20 protein-coding genes are annotated in these 17,745 nt (G+C 71.3%); 11 read left to right on the top strand and 9 right to left on the bottom strand.

All coding sequences use genetic code 11. From position 1 onward, the window contains the following. The first annotated feature begins 36 nt into the window (after positions 1-36). Entirely contained in the window at positions 37-444 is a 408-nt protein-coding gene (locus AW27_RS14150; RefSeq protein ID WP_052030252.1) for an ankyrin repeat domain-containing protein, read from the top strand. 333 nt (positions 445-777) lie between these two features. Here AW27_RS14150 and AW27_RS14145 read toward each other — a convergent pair whose 3' ends face one another. The 3 genes from AW27_RS14145 to AW27_RS14135 all read right to left on the bottom strand — a co-directional run bounded on the left by AW27_RS14145 (position 778) and on the right by AW27_RS14135 (position 3,540). Further along, positions 778-2,361 (bottom strand): alpha/beta hydrolase, encoded by a 1,584-nt coding sequence (locus tag AW27_RS14145; RefSeq protein ID WP_037919806.1) that lies wholly within the window; start codon positions 2,359-2,361, stop codon positions 778-780. 112 nt (positions 2,362-2,473) lie between these two features. Continuing rightward, entirely contained in the window at positions 2,474-2,719 is a 246-nt protein-coding gene (locus AW27_RS14140; RefSeq protein ID WP_037918674.1) for a DUF397 domain-containing protein, read from the bottom strand. Then, positions 2,716-3,540 (bottom strand): helix-turn-helix domain-containing protein, encoded by an 825-nt coding sequence (locus tag AW27_RS14135; protein ID WP_037918675.1) that lies wholly within the window; start codon positions 3,538-3,540, stop codon positions 2,716-2,718. Before AW27_RS14135 ends, AW27_RS14140 begins: the two co-directional genes overlap by 4 nt. Before the next feature lie 113 nt (positions 3,541-3,653). Here AW27_RS14135 and AW27_RS14130 point away from each other — a divergent pair, with 113 nt between their 5' ends. Together AW27_RS14130 and hemB are read left to right on the top strand one after the other, a co-directional pair. Then, positions 3,654-4,094: an ATP-binding protein gene (locus tag AW27_RS14130; RefSeq protein ID WP_037919809.1), complete on the top strand. Its 441-nt coding sequence runs from the start codon at positions 3,654-3,656 to the stop codon at positions 4,092-4,094. A gap of 43 nt (positions 4,095-4,137) precedes the next feature. Further along, the gene (gene hemB / locus AW27_RS14125) at positions 4,138-5,139 is read left to right on the top strand and encodes a porphobilinogen synthase (protein WP_037918676.1); all 1,002 of its coding nucleotides are present in this window, start codon (positions 4,138-4,140) and stop codon (positions 5,137-5,139) included. Positions 5,140-5,148: 9 nt separating this feature from the next. On the opposite strand, the gene AW27_RS14120 is transcribed toward hemB, so the two are convergent. Further along, positions 5,149-5,511, bottom strand: a complete 363-nt coding sequence (locus AW27_RS14120; RefSeq protein ID WP_037918677.1) for a hypothetical protein — start codon at positions 5,509-5,511, stop codon at positions 5,149-5,151. A gap of 128 nt (positions 5,512-5,639) precedes the next feature. On the opposite strand from AW27_RS14120, the gene AW27_RS14115 reads away from it, so the two are divergent. The 7 genes from AW27_RS14115 to AW27_RS14085 all read left to right on the top strand — a co-directional run bounded on the left by AW27_RS14115 (position 5,640) and on the right by AW27_RS14085 (position 10,147). Beyond that, positions 5,640-6,029 carry a WXG100 family type VII secretion target gene (locus AW27_RS14115; protein ID WP_037918678.1) on the top strand — a complete coding sequence of 130 codons (390 nt, stop codon included), beginning with the start codon at positions 5,640-5,642 and terminating at the stop codon, positions 6,027-6,029. 23 nt (positions 6,030-6,052) lie between these two features. Next, a complete protein-coding gene (locus AW27_RS14110) occupies positions 6,053-6,358 on the top strand; it encodes a WXG100 family type VII secretion target (RefSeq protein WP_037918679.1) in 306 nt (101 codons plus the stop codon). After that, positions 6,358-8,187 (top strand): RNase A-like domain-containing protein, encoded by a 1,830-nt coding sequence (locus tag AW27_RS14105; RefSeq protein WP_052030253.1) that lies wholly within the window; start codon positions 6,358-6,360, stop codon positions 8,185-8,187. Before AW27_RS14110 ends, AW27_RS14105 begins: the two co-directional genes overlap by 1 nt. Further along, on the top strand, positions 8,184-8,756 hold the full coding sequence (locus tag AW27_RS14100) for a hypothetical protein (protein ID WP_052030254.1): 573 nt from the start codon (positions 8,184-8,186) through the stop codon (positions 8,754-8,756). Before AW27_RS14105 ends, AW27_RS14100 begins: the two co-directional genes overlap by 4 nt. 12 nt (positions 8,757-8,768) lie before the next feature. After that, the gene (locus AW27_RS14095) at positions 8,769-9,068 is read left to right on the top strand and encodes an RNase A-like domain-containing protein (RefSeq protein WP_037918680.1); all 300 of its coding nucleotides are present in this window, start codon (positions 8,769-8,771) and stop codon (positions 9,066-9,068) included. Between the two features lie 12 nt (positions 9,069-9,080). Continuing rightward, entirely contained in the window at positions 9,081-9,737 is a 657-nt protein-coding gene (locus AW27_RS14090; RefSeq protein WP_037918683.1) for a contact-dependent growth inhibition system immunity protein, read from the top strand. 137 nt (positions 9,738-9,874) lie between these two features. Continuing rightward, positions 9,875-10,147, top strand: a complete 273-nt coding sequence (locus AW27_RS14085) for a DUF1876 domain-containing protein (protein WP_030027023.1) — start codon at positions 9,875-9,877, stop codon at positions 10,145-10,147. A gap of 47 nt (positions 10,148-10,194) precedes the next feature. On the opposite strand, the gene AW27_RS14080 is transcribed toward AW27_RS14085, so the two are convergent. Together AW27_RS14080 and AW27_RS14075 are read right to left on the bottom strand one after the other, a co-directional pair. Beyond that, positions 10,195-10,950, bottom strand: a complete 756-nt coding sequence (locus AW27_RS14080) for an ABC transporter permease (RefSeq protein ID WP_037918686.1) — start codon at positions 10,948-10,950, stop codon at positions 10,195-10,197. Continuing rightward, positions 10,947-11,882 carry an ABC transporter ATP-binding protein gene (locus AW27_RS14075; RefSeq protein WP_037918689.1) on the bottom strand — a complete coding sequence of 312 codons (936 nt, stop codon included), beginning with the start codon at positions 11,880-11,882 and terminating at the stop codon, positions 10,947-10,949. The genes AW27_RS14080 and AW27_RS14075 overlap by 4 nt, the downstream gene beginning before the upstream one ends. A 104-nt stretch (positions 11,883-11,986) precedes the next feature. Between AW27_RS14075 and AW27_RS14070 the strand changes: the two genes are divergently transcribed. After that, on the top strand, positions 11,987-12,763 hold the full coding sequence (locus AW27_RS14070; protein ID WP_037918692.1) for a TetR/AcrR family transcriptional regulator: 777 nt from the start codon (positions 11,987-11,989) through the stop codon (positions 12,761-12,763). Between the two features lie 186 nt (positions 12,764-12,949). Here the strand turns inward: AW27_RS14070 and AW27_RS14065 are convergent, their stop codons facing one another. From AW27_RS14065 to argS, 3 genes are all read right to left on the bottom strand, one after another. Further along, the gene (locus tag AW27_RS14065; RefSeq protein ID WP_052030255.1) at positions 12,950-14,677 is read right to left on the bottom strand and encodes a stealth family protein; all 1,728 of its coding nucleotides are present in this window, start codon (positions 14,675-14,677) and stop codon (positions 12,950-12,952) included. 254 nt (positions 14,678-14,931) lie between these two features. After that, positions 14,932-15,729, bottom strand: a complete 798-nt coding sequence (locus AW27_RS14060) for a VOC family protein (protein ID WP_037919816.1) — start codon at positions 15,727-15,729, stop codon at positions 14,932-14,934. Positions 15,730-15,910: 181 nt separating this feature from the next. Beyond that, positions 15,911-17,680 carry an arginine--tRNA ligase gene (gene argS, locus AW27_RS14055; RefSeq protein WP_037918696.1) on the bottom strand — a complete coding sequence of 590 codons (1,770 nt, stop codon included), beginning with the start codon at positions 17,678-17,680 and terminating at the stop codon, positions 15,911-15,913. Positions 17,681-17,745 lie beyond the last annotated feature (65 nt).

The following is a 17,745-nucleotide window of genomic DNA, read 5'->3' as shown; positions in this document are numbered from 1 at the left end:
CGGGCCCCTCGCGTCGGTCCGCCCGCGGCGATCCCGTTGTGCGGCGAGCCCCGCCCCCTGCTGGGGGCCGGGTCCCGCCCGGACACCGCCGGCGCGCAGGGACTGCCGGTGCTGTGCACGGCGGTGGCCGCCTTCGCCCACCGGATCGCCGGGGCCCTCGTGGAAGCCGGCGCCGACCCGGACCGGGTGCTGCCGGACGGCACGACACCCCTGCTGCGGGCTGTCGAGGGCGGCTCCCCGGCCACCGTCACGGCGGTGCTGTGGTCCAGGGACCTCCGGGAGCCGGAACTGCGCCTGGCGCAGCCGGAGCGCGAGCGGCTGCTCGCCGCCGCCCGCCACTGGTACGGGACGGGAGCGGAAGCGGAACTGCGCCGCCGGATCGGGACGCCGGCCCGGCCACGCTCGGCGGGCGGACCGTCCGCGCCGGACACGGCGCCGTCCTGACCGCCCTGGAGTCGGTGTTCGCAGCCGCGGCCCCGCTGACGGAACTGGTGGCCCGCGCCGTCCGGCACCCTGATCCCCTGCACGTCCGGCCCCTGACGGCCGGGGCCACCGCCGTACTGCGCGCCCTGACGCAGGACCCGGACGACGAGGTCCGCTTCGACGCCGCCCGGATCCTGCTCGGGGGATCGGCGCCTACGGCCTGGCCCTGCGGGACGACCCGTACACGCCGCAGGCGTACGCGCGGGTCGAGGAACTGGGCCCCATCTACCGGCCCGACCACCGGGCGAACGCGCTCGAGGACTGGCGCGAGCGCAACGAGCCGCCGGACGCCCCCTAGGTGAAGGGAACCCGGTCCGGGCGGCAGACCGTGCCGGGGGGCGGAAGCGTCCCGTCGACGAGGTAGCGGCTCTCGTACGCGCTGATGCAGCTGCTGGCGTTGTTGAACAGCGCGGTGTGCCCGTACCCGTCGTTCGTGAGCAGGCGGGCGTCCGCCAGCTCACGGGCCATGGCCTCGGCGCCCGCATAGGGCGTGGAGGGGTCGTACCGGGTCCCGATCACCAGGACGGGACGGGCGGTGGGCCTGTCCCACGGGCCGCCGTAGCTGGCGGCGGACCTGGCCGGCCAGGTGGCGCAGGTCTCCGCCGCCCACGTCCAGAAGCGTCCCGCGTCGCCGGCCCGCCGGGCGCTGTCCTCCTCCAGGCCCTGGTAGACGGCGGGGTCGCGCGGATTGGGGCTGTCGGAGCACCACACCGCCGCCGCTTGCTCGTCGCCGAGGTACGGATTCGGCTCCGCCACCGGGGGTGGCGGCGGATACACGGCGGGCTTCGGGGCGCGGCCCTGCGACAGTTCCTGGAGCCGGTCGGCGAGGGCGGGCCAGCCGCGGACGATGTAGAGGCCCTGCACGGTGTCGGCGACCGTCCTGGCGTACGTCCAGGGGCCCACCGGGTGCTCCCGGAGCTGCTGCATCAGCCGGTCGAACTTCTCGCGGGTGGCCTGGGGGCTGCCCGCGGAGAAGGCGCAGCGGGTCGCGGGCGCCGATCCGCAGAGGGTGAGGAACCGGTCCAGGGTGGCGGCGGCGGTGCGGTCCGAGCCCATGCGCAGGAAGGTGGTGGTGCGCGGCTCGCCCTGCGAGGTGCCGTTCGTCCAGGCCTGCGGGTCGATGTTGCTGTCGAGGACCATGGCGCGGACGTTGCCGGGGAAGAGGTTGGCGTAGGTGGCGCCCAGGATGGTCCCGTAGGAGACGCCGAGGTAGTTCAGCTGCGGTTCGCCGACCGACCGGCGGAGCAGGTCGAGGTCCCGGGCGGTGTCGGCGGTCGACACGTGGCGCAGCAGGTCCGGGTCGCGCTTCTCGCAGAGCCGGCCGAGGTCCGCGTAGGCGTCGGTCCAGGCCTTGCGTTCCTGCGCGCCGACGGGGAAGCCGCCGGGTGGGCGGGCCGCCCAGGCCTTGGCCTCCTCGGCGGTGTCGAAGCAGTTCACGGCGGTGCTGTTGCCGATCCCGCGCGGGTCCCAGCTGACGATGTCGAACCGCTCCCGCACCTCCTTCGGGAAGGAGTCGTAGTTCTGCGGCACCTGCACGGTCCCGGGGCCCCCGGGCCCACCGGGGTTCACGAAGAGCGTGCCCACGCGCCGGCCGGGATCGGCGGCCTGCCGCCGGACGACCGCCAGGTCGATGGTGCGGCCCGCGGGCGCGGCGTGATCGAGCGGCACCTTCGCGGTGGCGCAGTCCCACGGGCTGCCGGGCTTGCAGGGACTCCAGTCCAGCCGCGGAACGCCGCCGCTCACCGGAGGTGACGGAGATGGGGGCGCGCCGCGTGCGGCGGCGGGCCCGGGCCCGGTGAGCAGCGCGGAGCAGGCCAGCGCCGCGGCGAGGACAGCCGCACGGCGCCGGCGGCGGGCTGTGGGACCTGGTGCGGACATCCGCCCTCCTGCGACGCGGCCAGGGCACGATCCGGCGGCCGATGCCGCCGCATCGGTACACACGCCTCTGCCACCACGAAACCGCGGATCGCCGAGGTGCGCGACCGGAGGCTCAGGAACGAACCCAGCGGGTCAGACCGGCCCAGGCGGCGGGGGCGAGCGCGAGCACGGGCCCGTCGGCGACCTTGGAGTCCCGGACGTGGACGGTGTCGGCACAGCCGCAGGCGGCGACCTCGACGCAGGCCCCGCCTTCGTCACCGCTGTAGGAGGACTTCCGCCAGGCGAAGGCGGCCTCCAGACACGCGCCGCCCTCGCTGCCGCTGTAGCTGGACTTGAACCACTTCAGTGGGGTGCTCATGTCTCTCCTGCCAGCCGGTCCAACAGGTCCTTCGTCTCGGCAAAGTTGAGGGCCTGTGACCGCAGCATCGCATACTTCTGCGAGAGGATGCTGACCTCGTTCGGGTCCCTGACGAGGAAGCTCCCGCGCTGGGTTTCCGAGTAGGCCAGGTGCTGGAACTCCGGTGTCTCCAGCAGGATGAAGGCGCCGTCGAGGCCCGCGTGGGTGATGAGCCCGAGGGGCAGCACCTGGAGGGAGATGGCCGGGCGGTCGGCGCAGGCGCGCAGGTGCCGGATCTGCTCCCGGTGGACCTCGTCCCCGCCGATCCGGTCCCGCAGGGCCGCCTCCCAGATCACGAAGCTGAGGGTGGGCGGGACGGCGCGGCGCAGGATCTCCTGGCGCCTCATCCGGTGCGCGGTCTGCAGCTCTATCTTCGCCTCGCCGACGAAGGGGACGCGGCAGCCGAGGACGGCGCGGGCGTAGGCCTCGGTCTGGAGCAGCCCCGGAACGGTCAGCGTGTCGAACCACGACAGCGCCAGGGCCTCCGCCTCCCGCTCCATGTACTCCTCCGCCCAGGCCGGGACCATGTCCACCTCCGGGAGGCGGTTCGCCACGACGGACAGGAGGCCGGGCAGGCCCAGGGCGCGGTCCATCCTCTCGGCGACGTTCGGCATCAGGACCCGTCGGCCCTGCTCGATCGAGGCGATGGTCTCGACATCCAGGTGCAGGGTCTCCGCGAAGGCGCGCTGGGTCAGTCCTCCGGCGATGCGGGCGGCGGCGACCAGGGCGCCGACCATCTTCATGGCGGTCTCGTTGGGCCGCGGCCTCTTGCGTACTGGCATGTCCGTTGAACTCCCCGCCTCGGCGCGCGAGATACCCGTACCAACCCGTACTCCTCAAGGAGTACGGGTTGCTCGTCTCCTCCACGCTAGTGACGCAGGGCGACGATGGCGGGGTGAACGTGGATATCCAACCGGCCCTGCTGCGCGAGCGGTTCTACCCGCGCAGCCGCCAGACCGTGCGCCCTGCCAGGCAGTTCGCGGCAGAGACACTTCACGCGTGGGGTGTCACATGCCGCCACGACGACGTGTTGCTCTGCGTGAGCGAGCTGGCGACCAACGCCCTGCTGCACGGCGTCCCGCCCGGCCGCGGCTACCGGCTGCGGATGCTGCGCTACGACGGCACCGTACGGGTCGAGGTGCACGACAGCGGGGGCGGCCGGCCGCGGATCGCGGGCCGGGACCCGGGCGCCGAGGGCGGGCGCGGGCTGCTGCTGGTGGCGGCGGTCGCGGACCGGTGGGGGGCCGTGGCACCGGTACCGGTACCGGGTAAGACGGTGTGGTGCGAGTTCACCGTCGGGGCGGTCGGCGCGGGCGGGCCGCCGCACGGGCTCTAGGCTGGTTGCGACTGCTGTCGATGCTCGAAGAGGCGACTGGAACATGAGCGCGTACGGATCCTTCCCCGGTTCGCGGCCCCGCCGGCTGCGCACCACCCCGGCGATGCGGCGGATGGTCGCGGAGAACCGGCTGCACCCCTCTGACCTGATCCTCCCGGCCTTCGTGCGCGAGGGCATCAGCGAGCCGCTCGCCATCTCCGCCATGCCGGGCGTGGTCCAGCACACCCGGGACACCCTGCGCAAGGCCGCCGTCGAGGCGGTCGAGGCGGGGGTCGCGGGCATCATGCTCTTCGGCGTCCCGGCCGACGAGAACAAGGACGCCCTGGGCACGGCCGGCACCGAGCCGGACGGCATCCTGCAGGTCGCCATCCGGGATGTGAAGGCCGAGGTCGGCGACGACCTGGTGATCATGTCGGACCTGTGCCTCGATGAGTACACCGACCACGGGCACTGCGGCGTCCTGGACGAGCACGGCCGCGTCGACAACGACGCGACGCTGGAGCGCTACGCCGAGATGGCGCAGGTCCAGGCGGACGCGGGCGTCCACGTCGTGGGTCCCAGCGGCATGATGGACGGGCAGGTCGGTGTCATCCGCGACGCCCTCGACGAGACCGGGCACGAGGACGTCTCGATCCTCGCCTACACGGCGAAGTACTCCTCCGCCTTCTACGGCCCGTTCCGCGAGGCCGTCGCCTCCTCCCTCCAGGGCGACCGCAAGACGTACCAGCAGGACCCGGCCAACGCCCGCGAGTCCCTGCGGGAGCTCGCGCTCGACCTGGAGGAGGGCGCGGACATGGTCATGGTCAAGCCCGCCGGCCCCTACCTCGACATCCTGTACCGGGTCGCGGAGGCCGTGGACGTTCCGGTCGCGGCGTACCAGATCAGCGGCGAGTTCGCGATGATCGAGGCGGCCGCCGAGAAGGGCTGGATCGAGCGGGACCGGGCCATCCTGGAGACCCTGCTGGGCATCAAGCGCGCGGGCGCGGACACGATCCTCACCTACTGGGCCACCGAGGTCGCGGGCTGGCTCCGCGAGGCCCGCTGAAGGCGTCCCCTACGGCCAGTCGACGAGGCCGTTGAAGACGACGAAGTCGAGGACGACGGCCGCCGGTGCGGCCACGGCCAGCCACACCCTGGTGGCGGCGTTGCGCCGCCGCCAGGGCAGTGCCCACGCGGAGAGCAGCACGGCCAGGACCACCACCAGGCCGAACCCGAACACCGGGAAGGCGATGCGGTAGGAGGCGTCGAACCGGGCGCTCACCTCGCCCCCGCACGAGTCGCAGGCCATGGGCGCCAACCCCGCGAAGAAGAACGCCAAGGCCGCCATCGGCAGCGTCAGCAGGGTGGAGACGAGCGGCGCGACGAACGCGCGCGGGTGGCGGTCGGTGTCCGGGGTCAGGGGCAGGGTCGGGGTCATGGCTCCAGTGAACTCTTCGGGAACAGCCCGCACATGAGTGCGTGTACTCAGTCGTTGGGTGTGCCGGTATGCGAACCTCATAGGCAGTGCGTACGAATTCGGCCTGGCTGTGCCGGCGAGGGGTGGACATGCAGGACAGCGATCTCAGGGTCTCGGAGGACGGCCTCACCCGGCTCGCTGACGACCTGGACCAGATGCAAGGCCATCTGGAACGGCAGATCCGCGACATGGACCGGGTGGTCGACAGCATCGCGGCCGGCTGGCAGGGTCCCACCGCTACGGCCTACCGCTCCTTGCATCGGGGAGCGGCCGAGGACGCCGTGCGGATCCGGCAGGTGCTCGCCCTCCTCGAAGAGGCCACCAGGGCTGCCCGTGACGGCTTCACAGCCCAGGAACTGGAGATCTTGGCCGCGTTCAAGCGCGTACAGAGCCAGGAGAACGTGTCGGAGGCCGCCGAGGAATTGACCGTGCCCGACCAGGCTCCAGCGGCTTCGCAGAGCCGTCTGCAGGACATCTGAGAGCAGCGAGGAACAGCACCACCATGTCGGACGACGACCGTATAACCGTCGATTTCGCCACCCTGCAGCGCCTTTCCGGCGACCTGGAGGAGATCCTCAAGAACCTCAACGAGAAGCTAGACCTGCTTTACGAGCGCACCAAGAAGGCCGTTCTGAGCTGGGACGGCGAGGCCCGGCAGGCCTTCATCGACGAGCTCGACAAATGGGATCGCTCGGCCCAGGACCTCAAAGCCGCGCAGGCCTGGCTCCACGAGGTCGTGGTCACGGGACACCTCAACTACGCCGCGGCGAACAAATCCGTGCTCCAGGGCTGGGGAGGCGGAGCCTGATGGCCGGCCCCACCCCGGGCCCCGGCCCGGCGCAGCCGCCTGCCGGAGGCGGCAACATCGACGTCAAGCCGTCGAGCCTGTGGACCGTCTCCGGCCGGGTCGCCGGACAGCAGGACCCCATGATGCGAGGTGGGAACACACTCGTGCAGGAGCTCCAGAAGTACCCGGACGCCGGTGGGGCGGGCACCAGCGCCGAGAAGTTCGCGCAGGCCTACAAGAAGATAGGAAACCGCTGGCTGGAGGTGCTGGGCAAGAGCGTGGTCAGCATCGGCGGTGTCGCCGTCGGCTTCACGGAGACCGCCAACGCCTACACCAGGGCCGATGCGGCGGCCCACCCCAAGCCCGGGAAGGCTGCAGAGCAGCGCCCGCTGCCCACGGTCATCGACAAGGACCCCAAATTCGCCAGCGTCCCCGACATCAAGTGGGGTGACAACGACGGCGGAGACGACCTGATCCGTGGCGCGATGGAGGGCATCCCGGAGATCGTCCGGGATGTCTTGCAGCCCGCCGCGAAGAACATCTTCCGCGTCGGCAAGGTGGCGGACGTCTACCCCTACCCGCAGCAGCACTACCTCAACTCGCACTGCCACAGCTGGATGAACGCCTCGGTCGTCCCGGGCAACACGGCGGCCGAGCTGACGAGCATCATCGGTACCATCACCAACCACGGCCGGGCCGACTGGGAAGCCGCCATGCGGACGTTCTGCAGTGCGCTGTGGGGTGCGACGGACTGGGGTCAGTCCGGGCCGTCCCGGCACGGCTACCAGTGGGCGCAGGCCACCGGCTCGCACGGGGCACGGGTGGCCACGGGCAGTCAGCCGGTGATGGCCGTCCTGGCCGACGTGGCGATCAAGATCAGCGACTGTCTGCGCGCGTACGCGGAAGCCGCCGTCGAACTGGAACACGACGTCTTCGAAGAGCTCAAGCGAGCCATGAAGAAGGCCGCCATGAGCATCCTCGACGACTTGGAGAAGGCCAAGGAGAAGCCCAGTCTCAAGACCATCGCGGGCGCGGTCACCAGCGTGGCCAGCGGGGCCGGGGGCGCCGTGGGGCTCCTGCTGAAGTTTGACGTCAACACGGTCCTGAACCTGGACAAGGCCAAGCTCAACCGGATCGTGGACAAGTACACCGGCATCGTGGACGGCCTCACCACACGCATGGAGGCGCTCCAGAAGGTCCTGGACGAAGCGCACATGAGCGCCCCGAAGTTCGAGGCGGGCGTCGCCCGTGCCCACGGCTTCGGCTCCCGGTCGCTCAACGACTTCAAGCACGAGCAGCAGTGGACCGTTCCGGGCTCGAACGGCAACGTGGCCTTCGACCTGGCCGCCAACGAGTACCTCGGCGGTGGTCACACCCTGGACAAGCACGTGGGCAAGACCGACGAGCAGCTTGCGCAGCGCTTGCGCGACCAGTCAAACGCGTCGAATGCCTGGCCTGAGGGCGCCAAGCCCAGCATCGGCGGTTCGTCAAGCTTCAAGACGTTCGGCGACGCGCAGCGATTGACCGAGCAGAACCTTCGGCTCAAGCAAGCCGAGATCGACGCATGGATTGCCTCCAACCCTGGGAATGGTAAGAAATTCCCTGTCGAGAGCGCCACGCCCAACGGCGAAGTCAGTGGCCGCTACGTCTCCAAGCAGCCCACGGAAAACCAGGACGGCACTCCGGGCACGATCGCCGGTACTGGTTACAAGGACCACGGCCTCGACGCTAAGGCAGTTGACGTCAAATATGTCAAAACCATCCTCAAGTACGATTCCAGCCTCGACCCCCCATATGTCATCTACACGTCGATGCCCTCGCCGCGACCAAAGGACCTCCCGACACCATGATGAGTACCCTCGACGGCAACACCTGGGACCGCGCACTGCTGCGGCTCCTAGAGGACGTCTACACCTTCGCGAGGTGCGGGCCCCGGTTGCACGAGGACTGGGCCGAGGATGCGCTCGCGGTCATGGAGCGTGCCGTTCCCGACCCGCGGGGTTGGTCCACCTTGGAATGGGAGATGGATGAGGAAGGACGTCGGACCTACCGTCCGTCGTACCCGTTCCGTGCCATGAGTGCCGAGGACATCCGCAACGGGGTCCGACCGATCAGGGCCGACGCGGCCGTCGGATTGCTCGCGTCGTTCGCGCAGGAGTGGTGGTTCGAAGGTTCCCCGATCCGGTTTCGGGAAGACCGCGACGCGGTGCTCCTGGACGCACGGAACGCGCTGGACCGGTTCGGCCCCGACGCTACGTTCTGGACCTCCTCCGATCTCGCCCGTACCTGCGACGCGCCCGACTTCTTGGCGCGGGACCTGGAAGGCGGCCACCCCTTCACCGACCTCATGATGGATCTCGGCCTGGTCGCGGTGTCCGCCGACGAGGTCGGCGTCTTCTGGTCGTTCAACGCGAATTGAGACAATGATCCGATGCTGACCCGATCCGCCACCTACCCCGACCGGGAGACCGCACAGTGGGCCACCCAGCAGGTGGTGACCGCCAATGAGCAGGTCATCCACCGCTGGCTCGCCCAGGGAACGCGGGCCCGGCTCACCATCGAGGCCGCCTGGCCGTCCCGTGAGGAGCCCGTCGGGCGGGTGCAGTTGGAGGCGATGCTCCTCGCCGGGCAGGGGCCCGTCGACGTCCGTGCCGCCCGCGTCGTCCTGCGTCGCGAGCCGGACAGCCCGTACGGGTTCGTCGTCCAGACCACCGTCCCGTTCTACCTGTAGAGGCAACCGACCGTGCCCATGAAGCCCCTCGAACACGACCGGCGCTACGGCGAGCTCGATCAGGTCATGCGTGCCTACCTCGGCCGGCAGGGGGAGGACACGGCCGAGCGTCGCAGCCCTGCGTTGGACGCCTATCTGCGCCACACCTGGCACACCCGCCCCTGGGCCATCGCGGAGGCGGAACGCCAGCTGCGTGAGTACAGCCGGAATCCTCCGGGGCGCCTGCGGATCGACCTCGGTGAGTTCTACGCAGTCCCCGACGTCGGGATTCCGCAGGCCGCGATCGGGGACTGGCTGCTCGTGCTCGCCGACCACCTCAAGCAGAGCGTCGAGGACGGCGAGGTGCCACCGCCGATGGCCCCGCAGACGCACTGGGAGTGGCATGCGAGGTTCCCGGAGGCCGCCCAGCTGCTGGGCGGCTGGTTCTCGCAGGACATCGTCGACGAATTCCCCGACCACGAGGCTGCGGTCGCGGACTACGCCGCCACCACCGACCCGCAGCTCGTCGCCCGGCTTGTCGGCGAGCTCCACGAGCTGATCGCCCTCCCGATGGACGAGGGGGACTACGCCCTGGCCGCTGCGGAACTCGGCATGGAGGTCAACCCGCCCGAGCCGTTCTCGTACGGGGCGTGGTTCCAGTCGGTCGCGACAAGCCTGGCCAGCGGCTGACCCGCCCCATACGCGCTTCCCCACGCCCCTGCCTCGCCTCGCGCCCCCCGCCCCGTCGGCCCGGTGTGGTTCCGCTCGCGCCCTCCGCGGCGCAGGCGCACCCTGGAGGCAAGGGTGACCCCTGGAGGTGATGCACCATGGCCACGCTCGTCGGGTGGCATGTGGAGCTCGAATTCACCGAGGAGGGCCACCGCACCAGTGCGGCGGCCCTGGTACGGCTCGGGGACGGCTCCGAGATCAGGGCGCGGGGCTATGCCCTGCGCCACCCCTCCGACCCGGAGCAGATGAGGGTCGGGGAAGAGATCGCGGGCGCTCGGGCGCTCATGGATCTCGCGCAGCAGATGTTGCAGAAGGCCCACTCGGAGATCGACGAGGCGACGGGCCGTCATTCCTACCCGCTCAACCGCTGAGCGGCGGGCGGACCGCCGGCCCGCTGAGGGGCTCCTGCCGGAGCCGCTCAGCGGGTCCTGCTGCGGAAGAGGGCGGCCGCCAGGGCCATGGCCACGGCCGTGATGCCCGCGCACCAGGCCAGGGCCGTCCAGGGGGCGCTTCCGGCGGGCTGCGCGAGGAGCAGTGCGCGCAGGGATTCGATCACCGGGGTGAGCGGTTGGTGCCCGGCGAAACCGTGTAGCCAACCGGGCATGGTCTCGATCGGCACGAAGGCGCTGGACGGGTAGGGCAGGAACATCATCAGGAAGGTGAAGCCGCCCGCCGCCTCCGGCGTCCTGGCGAGCAGCCCGAGGGTGGCGGCCAGCCACGAGATCGCCGTGATGTACGCCAGCAGCAGGCCCGCCGCGGCGAGGAAGGCGGCCGGGCCGGCCTGGGGGCGGAAGCCGATGGCGAGGGCGACGGCGAGGACGAGGGCGGTGGAGAGCAGGTTGCGCAGGACGGAGGCGGCGACGTGTCCGGCGAGGATGGGGATGCCGCCGATGTCGAGGGTGCGGAAGCGGTCGATGACGCCGGTGCGCAGGTCGTCGGCGACGCTGACGGCGGTGGAGGCCGCGCCGAAGCCAGCGCAGAGCAGCATGGCGCCGGGGACCACGTACGTCACGTACTCCGTGCCGGTGTCGATGGCTCCGCCGAAGAAGTAGACGAAGATCAGCATCAGCATCACGGGCAGCATCAGGGCGGCGATCAGCGCGTCCGGGCTGCGGCGGCTGATGCGCAGGCTGCGGCCGGACAGGGCGAGGGCGCTCACGGGTGCGGCGGTCATCGGTCGGCTCCCGTCAGGGTGAGGAACACGTCGTCGAGGGTGGCGGTGCGGACGGCGAAGCGGTCCACGGCGGTGCGGTCCGGGTCGAGTTCGTCGAGCAGGGCGCGGACGTGGGCGGCGCTCCCGTCGGTGGCGACGCCGAGGGTGAGGTCCTCGGGTGCGAGGTGGACGGCGCGCGGGGCCAGGGCCTCGTAGGCGTCCTGTGTGGTGAGGGTGAGGTCCAGCCGGTGGCCCGCGACGCGTGCCTTGAGCTCGGCGGGGGCTCCCTCGGCGGCGATCCGGCCGTCGGCGAGGACGGCGACGCGGTCGGCGAGCCGGTCCGCCTCCTCCAGGTACTGGGTGGTGAGCAGCACGGTCGTGCCGTCGGCGCGCAGTTCCCGTACGAGTTCCCACAGGTCCTGGCGGCTGCGCGGATCGAGGCCGGTGGTCGGCTCGTCGAGGAAGAGCACCTCGGGGCGGGAGACGAGGCTGGCGGCGAGGTCGAGGCGGCGTCGCATGCCGCCCGAGTACGTCCTGGCCGTGCGTGCGGCGGAGTCGGCGAGACCGAACCGGGCGAGGAGTTCGTCGGCGCGGGCGCGGGCGGCGCGCGGGGTGAGTCCGCTCAGGCGGCCCATCATGCGCAGCGTCTCGGCGCCGGTCTGGAGCTCGTCGACGGCCGCGAACTGTCCGGTGAGGCTGATGCGTTCGCGGACGCGGGCCTGCTGGGAGGCGGTGTCGTGGCCGGCGACGCGGGCGGTTCCGGCGTCGGGCGCGGTGAGCGTGGCGAGGATTCGGACGGTGGTGGTCTTCCCGGCGCCGTTGCGGCCGAGGAGGGCGAGGACGCTGCCGCGGGGGACGGCGAGGTCGATGCCGTCGAGGACGCGGACGCCGCCGTAGGACTTGGTCAGGCCGGTGGCGTGGATCCCGAGGGTGCCGGAGGCGTGTGGGGTCATGCGGGATGCTGCTCCCTTCGCGAACGCTTCTGCGTATGCCTTACGCTTTTCTGCGTAAGTAATACACAGAACTAGGATGGGGGTCAATCGAGGAGTGGGCGGTCATGGCGGACGAGGACGACGAAGGCACCGGTACCGGGCTTCCGGCGAGTCTGGAAATGGCCTGGGGCCTGCGCGAACGGCCCGGGAAGGGCCCGCGCCCCACGCTCACGCTGCCGCGCATCGTGGAGAAGGCCGTGGCGCTGGCCGCGGGTGAGGGGATGGACGCCGTCTCCATGGGCCGGGTGGCCAAGGAGTTGGGCGTCTCGACGATGTCCCTCTACCGGTACGTCACGGCGAAGGAGGAGCTGCACATCCTGATGTCGGACGCGGGCGTCGGCACCCCGCCGGCACTGCCGCCGGAGGCGGAGGGGTGGGGGTGGCGCCGACTGCTGACCGAGTGGGCGTACGCGCAGCGGGCCGTCCTGATGGCCAACTCCTGGATCCTGCGCATCCCGATCACCGGGGCGCCGGTCAGCCCGAACCAACTGGCCTGGATGGAGCGCGGACTGGCGGCGATGGCCGACGCGGACCTGACCGAGAGCGAGAAGATCTCGACGATCATCCTGATCGGCGGTCTGGTCCGCAACGAGGCGACGATGGCCGCGGACATGAGGGACGCCATCGTGAAGTCCGGCGTCGCGCCGGACCAGGTCATGGGCCAATACCTGCGCACGCTGCGGCTGATGACGGGCCCGGACAGCCACCCGGCCGTGACGCGCCTGCTGGAATCGGACGCATTCACGGGCTCGGACGAGCCGGACTTCCAGTTCCGCTTCGGCCTGGACCGGATCCTGGACGGACTGGCGGCGCTGGTGGCGGAGCGGGCGAGCGGGGCCTGAGAGGCGGGGCGGCGTCCCGGATCGCCGCGCGGCGGGTCAGCGGGGCGGCCGGCGGGTCGCTCCGGTCAACGGGGTGTACGGCAGCGGCCGTACGGGGCCCGCATCGGCCGGGCTCGGACGGCTGGGCCCGCGTCGGCAAGGTCCGCGCCGACCCGGTCCGCATCGGACAAGCCTGCGCCGACCGGGTCAGGCCCTCTCGTACGGCGAGGGAACCGGGAAGTACGCCTCCAGGAAGGCCGTGACGACCCGCTGCTGTTCGAGAGCCGTGACGGTGGTGCTCTCGTCGTCGGCCAGGCAGAACGCGTCCGGCCATCGGTCCCGCACCAGATCGGGCAGTCGCTCGATCTCGTCGGCGCGGCCGGTGGAGACGTACGCGTGGGAGAGTTCGCCCGTGACGGCCCGGCCGGCCGCCAGACCCAGGTGGGACGCGAGGGTGACCGGGGCGACGTCGGTGGCGCTGCGGAAGACCGAGCGGCTGGTGGCCGAGAGCAGACCGGGCAGCGTGTCCTCGACGTGGCCGAAGAGGGACCGGCTGAGCGGGTAGGGCGTGTGGGCCAGGATGTGCGGGTACGTGCGGCCGACGGCCTCCTCGACCGCCTGCCGGGTGGTCTTCTGCGAGGCGGTGAACACGTCGTCCGTGCCGTCCGGCGGACCCGGCGGCACGGCCCGCGAGTCGTGGAACACCTTGGGCAGCCCGGAAGGCAGGAAGTAGTTCTGGGGCTGCTGCGGGCGGCCCAGGAAGATGTCGTCGTTGAAGTAGAGGAAATGCTCGGAGAGGCCGGGTACGCGGTGCAACCGGCTCTCGATGGCATGCGAATTGAACACCGACCGGTGGTCGCCCTCGGCGAAGAGGGCAGCATGGTCGACGACGGTGATCCCGGGGTGGTCGACGGCCAGCCACGACGGGACCTGGTGGTCGGTGATCAGGAAGACGCGGCGGATCCAGGGTGCGTAGGCGGCGATGGAGCGCAGGCAGTAGCGGAGTTCGCCGCGGTCGCGGTAGCGGTGCTCGGCGTGGTCGACACCGGATCGTGCGCCGTCGTCCGTGCCGGCCGCCGCCGCGTCCCGGCGGCTTCTCCAGGCGGGGTCCGAGGCGTCCACCCAGGTGATCACCGCGTCGACGGGGAAGTCGATGTCGTGCGGGAACCGGCGGTCCAGATCGTCGATCACCGGATAGTCGCGGCTGCCCACCTTGCGTGTGGCGGTCGCCGTCAGAGACGGGAGCCACCACCCGTAGGGGCATTCGCGCAGGGCCGCGACACCCCCGGAACCGGAATCGGAGGGATCCCAGAACTCCAGGTCGCAGCCGTGGTCGGGGCCGTAGTAGAGGGTGCGACCGGAGGTCACGGCAGGCATGAACAGCCGGACTCCCCTGACCGGCGGGTGCTGGTTCCCGTCGGCCGGACCGCCGGTCTGCGGGTGTGCGGCCTCCTTGGCCGCGACCGCGTCCGGCAGCGACTCGGCCAGGACCTCGCCGAGTTCCCCGCCGTCGCCCAGCAACTGCGCGTACACCGGCAGGCCCGCGCACGCGTGGGCCCAGGCCTTGAGCGCGGCATCGCGGTCACCCGGGGCGATCGCGACCCGGTGGGCCGGGCCGCCGTCGGGAACGAGCCCGTACGCGACGCCGCCCGCCTCCAGCGCCTCCGCGGCGATGCGCAGATTGGCCTCCCGTACGTCGGGCGGCAGCAGGTCGTCACGGACGTGGGCCAGTCGCCCGCGATACCGGATCACTCCGGGCAGGGCCTCCAGCAGTTCGTCCTCGCGGGACCTGGACGGCTCCCGGGGACCTGCCGCGGCGATGCGTTCCCGTTGCGACGCGGCGGGCTGCCGGCCCACCAGCGCAGGGCGGCGCAGGGCGGCGCGGGCGACGCGGCGAACACCGGCCGGAAGCGGGATGCGGGAAAGGCCGCCCATCCTGTCGTCACCTCTCGAAGACCGCGTCGTTCCGGCCCACTGCCGGATTCACTCGAACTTTCCCTGCCGTTTGCCCTCCGCGCAAGCCCCGATGGTGTTGGTCACACACCCCGACGGAGATCTCGTGCCCCCGCCCCGCGGCCGGACGGCCGCGAAAGTCCTCCGAGGGCGGGTGCCGGATCGCCCCCCCGACCCTCGTGATCAGCCGGGGGGCTCGCGCTCGGGGTGACCGGGAACCGGTCAGGCCGACCGGGTCAGGAGGGCTGCTCCGGGGCCGTCGCCCTGATCACCGAGAAGGTGCCGCCCTGGGGGTCGGCGAGGACGGCCATGCGGCCCGCCGCCATGTCGAAGGCCGGGGCCATGACGCTCCCTCCGGCGCGCACCACCGCGGCCTGGATCTCGTCGACGTCGTCGACGTGGAAGTACGGCTGCCAGTGCGGCGGCACGCCGGGCGGCAGCTTGGTGAGGTCCATCATCCCGCCGACCGCGCGGTCGGCGACCTTGAACTCGGTGTACTCCTCGGCGCCGGGCATCTGGGACCTGGCCGTGGTGACGGGGAGGACCGCGGTGTAGAAGGCCGCCGCGGCGGGGATGTCGCCGGTGCTCAGCTCGCTCCAGATCAGGGCGCCGTGCTCGTTGACGATGCCCGCGCCGTCGAAGGTGCCGGCCTGCCACAGGCCGACGGCGGCGCCCGTCGGGTCGGTGATCACGGCCATCCGCCCGAGGTCCATGACGTCCGTCGCGCCCATCATGACCGAGCCGCCCGCGTCGGTGACCGACGTGAGGGTGGAGTCGAGGGAGTCGGTGGCCAGGTACGTGGTCCACGCGGTCGGCGGCATCGGGTCGGGCACGGTCCCGTCCGGGTTGGACGCCTTCATGATGCCGGCGACCGGCCTGCCTTTGAGGAGGCAGACGGAGTAGCCGCCCTGCTCGGCCGGTCCGATCTCGCCCTGCCAGCCGAAGAGGTCGCAGTAGAAGTCGAGGGCCGCCTGCTGGTCGGGGACCATCAGGTCGATCCAGCACGGGGTGCCGGGTTTGTAGGGGCCGTTCACATCGGGCACGGATGCCTCCGCTGGTGGTTGGGGCAGGACGCGCCGTCCCCTACCCGGCCCCTGCCGCCCGAATCGGCCCGTTCGGGTGACGGCCGAGCCCCGGGACGGCTCGGCCGGCGGCAACGCGACGGCCCCCGGCGCGGGGATGCGCCGGGGGCCGTCGTGGGGACCGGGAGCCGTGTCAGAGCTTCTCGGGGGTGCGGATGCCCAGCAGGGACATGCCCTTGTTCAGGGTGCGGGCCGTCAGCTCGCACAGGAACAGACGGTTCTCGACCTGCTGCGCCGTGTCCGCCTTGAGGACCGGGCACTCCGAGTAGAACGACGTGAACAGCGACGCCAGCTGGTACAGGTACGCCGCCAGCTTGTGCGGGGCGTGCTCCGCCGCAGCCTCCGCGATCAGCTCGCCGAAGCCGTCCAGGTGCAGGCCCAGCGCGCGCTCGGTCGGGGCCAGCGCCACCTCGGGGTGGGCGACCGGCCGGGTGTCGCCCGCCTTGCGCAGGATCGACCGGATACGGGCGTACGCGTACTGCAGGTACACGGACGTGTCGCCGTTCAGCGAGACCATCTGGTCCAGGTCGAACTTGTAGTCCCGGGAGGCGGACGTCGACAGGTCGGCGTACTTCACCGCCCCGATGCCCACCTGGGCGCCGCGCTCGGCGATCTCGGCCTCGGTGAGGTCCTGGGCCTTCTCGCGGACCACGGCGGAGGCGCGGTCGATCGCCTCGTCCAGCAGGTCCACCAGCCGGACCGTCTCGCCCTCACGGGTCTTGAACGGCTTGCCGTCCTTGCCGAGGACGGTGCCGAAGGCCAGCTGCACGGCCTTGACGTCGTCGTTCAGCCAGCCCGCCCGGCGCGCCGTCTCGAAGACCATCTTGAAGTGCAGCGACTGCCGCGCGTCGACCACGTAGATCAACTCGGTCGCGCCGAGGTTGGCCACGCGGTCGCGGATCGCCGACAGGTCGGTGGCCGCGTAGCCGAAGCCGCCGTCCGACTTCTGCACGATCAGCGGCGTCGGGTTGCCGTCCGGGCCCTTGACGTCGTCGAAGAACACGCACAGCGCACCGTTGGAGCGGACCGCGACGCCCGACTCCTCCAGCAGCTTGCAGGTCTCCGTCAGCATGTCGTTGTAGCCGGACTCGCCGACCACGTCCGGGTCCTGGATGTCCATGTCCAGCTTGTTGAAGACCGAGTAGAAGTAGATTTTCGACTCGTCCACGAACCGCTGCCACAGGGCGAGGGTCTCCGGCTCGCCGGCCTGGAGGTCGACCACCCGTGCCCGGGCCCGCGTCTTGAACTCCTCGTCGGAGTCGAAGAGCGCGCGCGAGGCCTTGTACAGGCGGTTGAGGTTCGACATGGCCTCCTCGCCGGAGGCCTGCTCGTCGCCGTCGCCGGACTTGTGGTCGAGCTCGTGCGGGTGCTCCAGCAGGTACTGGATCAGCATGCCGAACTGGGTGCCCCAGTCGCCGATGTGGTGGCGGCGGACCACCTTCTCGCCCGTGAACTCCAGGATCTCCACCATCGCCGCGCCGATCACGGCGGACCGCAGGTGCCCGACGTGCATCTCCTTGGCGACGTTCGGCTGCGCGTAGTCGATCACCGTGGTGCCGGCGGAGGCGTTCAGCGGCACGCCGAGCCGGTCGTCCGCGGCACGTGCGGCGAGGGTCTTGACGATCGCCTCGTCCGAGACGGTGATGTTGAGGAAGCCGGGGCCCGAGACCTCGATCTCGTTGATCAGGTCACCCGTGGGGATGGCCTCGACCACGGTCGTCGCCAGCTCGCGCGGGTTGGCCTTGGCCTTCTTCGCGAGCGCCAGGATGCCGTTGGCCTGGAAGTCGGCCCGGTCGCTTCGTCGCAGCATGGGGTCGGCCGCACCGGCCTCCGGCAGGGCGGAGGCGAGGGCGTCCGAGACGCGCTGTTCGACGGAGGAAGCGAGGGAAGGGACCGAGGCCATGAGCTGCCGTTCCTGTGAGGTTGTGCCCGAGTGGGTCTTGGGCGTTCCGACAAGTGCCGAGTATC

Source organism: Streptomyces sp. PCS3-D2 (assembly GCF_000612545.2).
Classification (GTDB): domain Bacteria; phylum Actinomycetota; class Actinomycetes; order Streptomycetales; family Streptomycetaceae; genus Streptomyces.
This window is presented reverse-complemented; position numbering and strand designations above follow the sequence as displayed.

Excerpts from the sequence above, each read along its gene's own strand:
- AW27_RS14095 (WP_037918680.1), top strand. The coding sequence starts at position 8,769 with ATGCTGACCCGATCCGCCACCTACCCCGACCGGGAGACCGCACAGTGG.
- AW27_RS14140 (WP_037918674.1), bottom strand. The coding sequence starts at position 2,719 with ATGAGCACCCCACTGAAGTGGTTCAAGTCCAGCTACAGCGGCAGCGAG.
- AW27_RS14105 (WP_052030253.1), top strand. The coding sequence starts at position 6,358 with ATGGCCGGCCCCACCCCGGGCCCCGGCCCGGCGCAGCCGCCTGCCGGA.
- AW27_RS14075 (WP_037918689.1), bottom strand. The coding sequence starts at position 11,882 with ATGACCCCACACGCCTCCGGCACCCTCGGGATCCACGCCACCGGCCTG.
- AW27_RS14110 (WP_037918679.1), top strand. The coding sequence starts at position 6,053 with ATGTCGGACGACGACCGTATAACCGTCGATTTCGCCACCCTGCAGCGC.
- AW27_RS14145 (WP_037919806.1), bottom strand. The coding sequence starts at position 2,361 with ATGTCCGCACCAGGTCCCACAGCCCGCCGCCGGCGCCGTGCGGCTGTC.
- AW27_RS14080 (WP_037918686.1), bottom strand. The coding sequence starts at position 10,950 with ATGACCGCCGCACCCGTGAGCGCCCTCGCCCTGTCCGGCCGCAGCCTG.
- AW27_RS14115 (WP_037918678.1), top strand. The coding sequence starts at position 5,640 with ATGCAGGACAGCGATCTCAGGGTCTCGGAGGACGGCCTCACCCGGCTC.
- AW27_RS14085 (WP_030027023.1), top strand. The coding sequence starts at position 9,875 with ATGGCCACGCTCGTCGGGTGGCATGTGGAGCTCGAATTCACCGAGGAG.
- hemB (WP_037918676.1), top strand. The coding sequence starts at position 4,138 with ATGAGCGCGTACGGATCCTTCCCCGGTTCGCGGCCCCGCCGGCTGCGC.
- AW27_RS14100 (WP_052030254.1), top strand. The coding sequence starts at position 8,184 with ATGATGAGTACCCTCGACGGCAACACCTGGGACCGCGCACTGCTGCGG.
- argS (WP_037918696.1), bottom strand. The coding sequence starts at position 17,680 with ATGGCCTCGGTCCCTTCCCTCGCTTCCTCCGTCGAACAGCGCGTCTCG.
- AW27_RS14065 (WP_052030255.1), bottom strand. The coding sequence starts at position 14,677 with ATGGGCGGCCTTTCCCGCATCCCGCTTCCGGCCGGTGTTCGCCGCGTC.
- AW27_RS14120 (WP_037918677.1), bottom strand. The coding sequence starts at position 5,511 with ATGACCCCGACCCTGCCCCTGACCCCGGACACCGACCGCCACCCGCGC.
- AW27_RS14135 (WP_037918675.1), bottom strand. The coding sequence starts at position 3,540 with ATGCCAGTACGCAAGAGGCCGCGGCCCAACGAGACCGCCATGAAGATG.
- AW27_RS14070 (WP_037918692.1), top strand. The coding sequence starts at position 11,987 with ATGGCGGACGAGGACGACGAAGGCACCGGTACCGGGCTTCCGGCGAGT.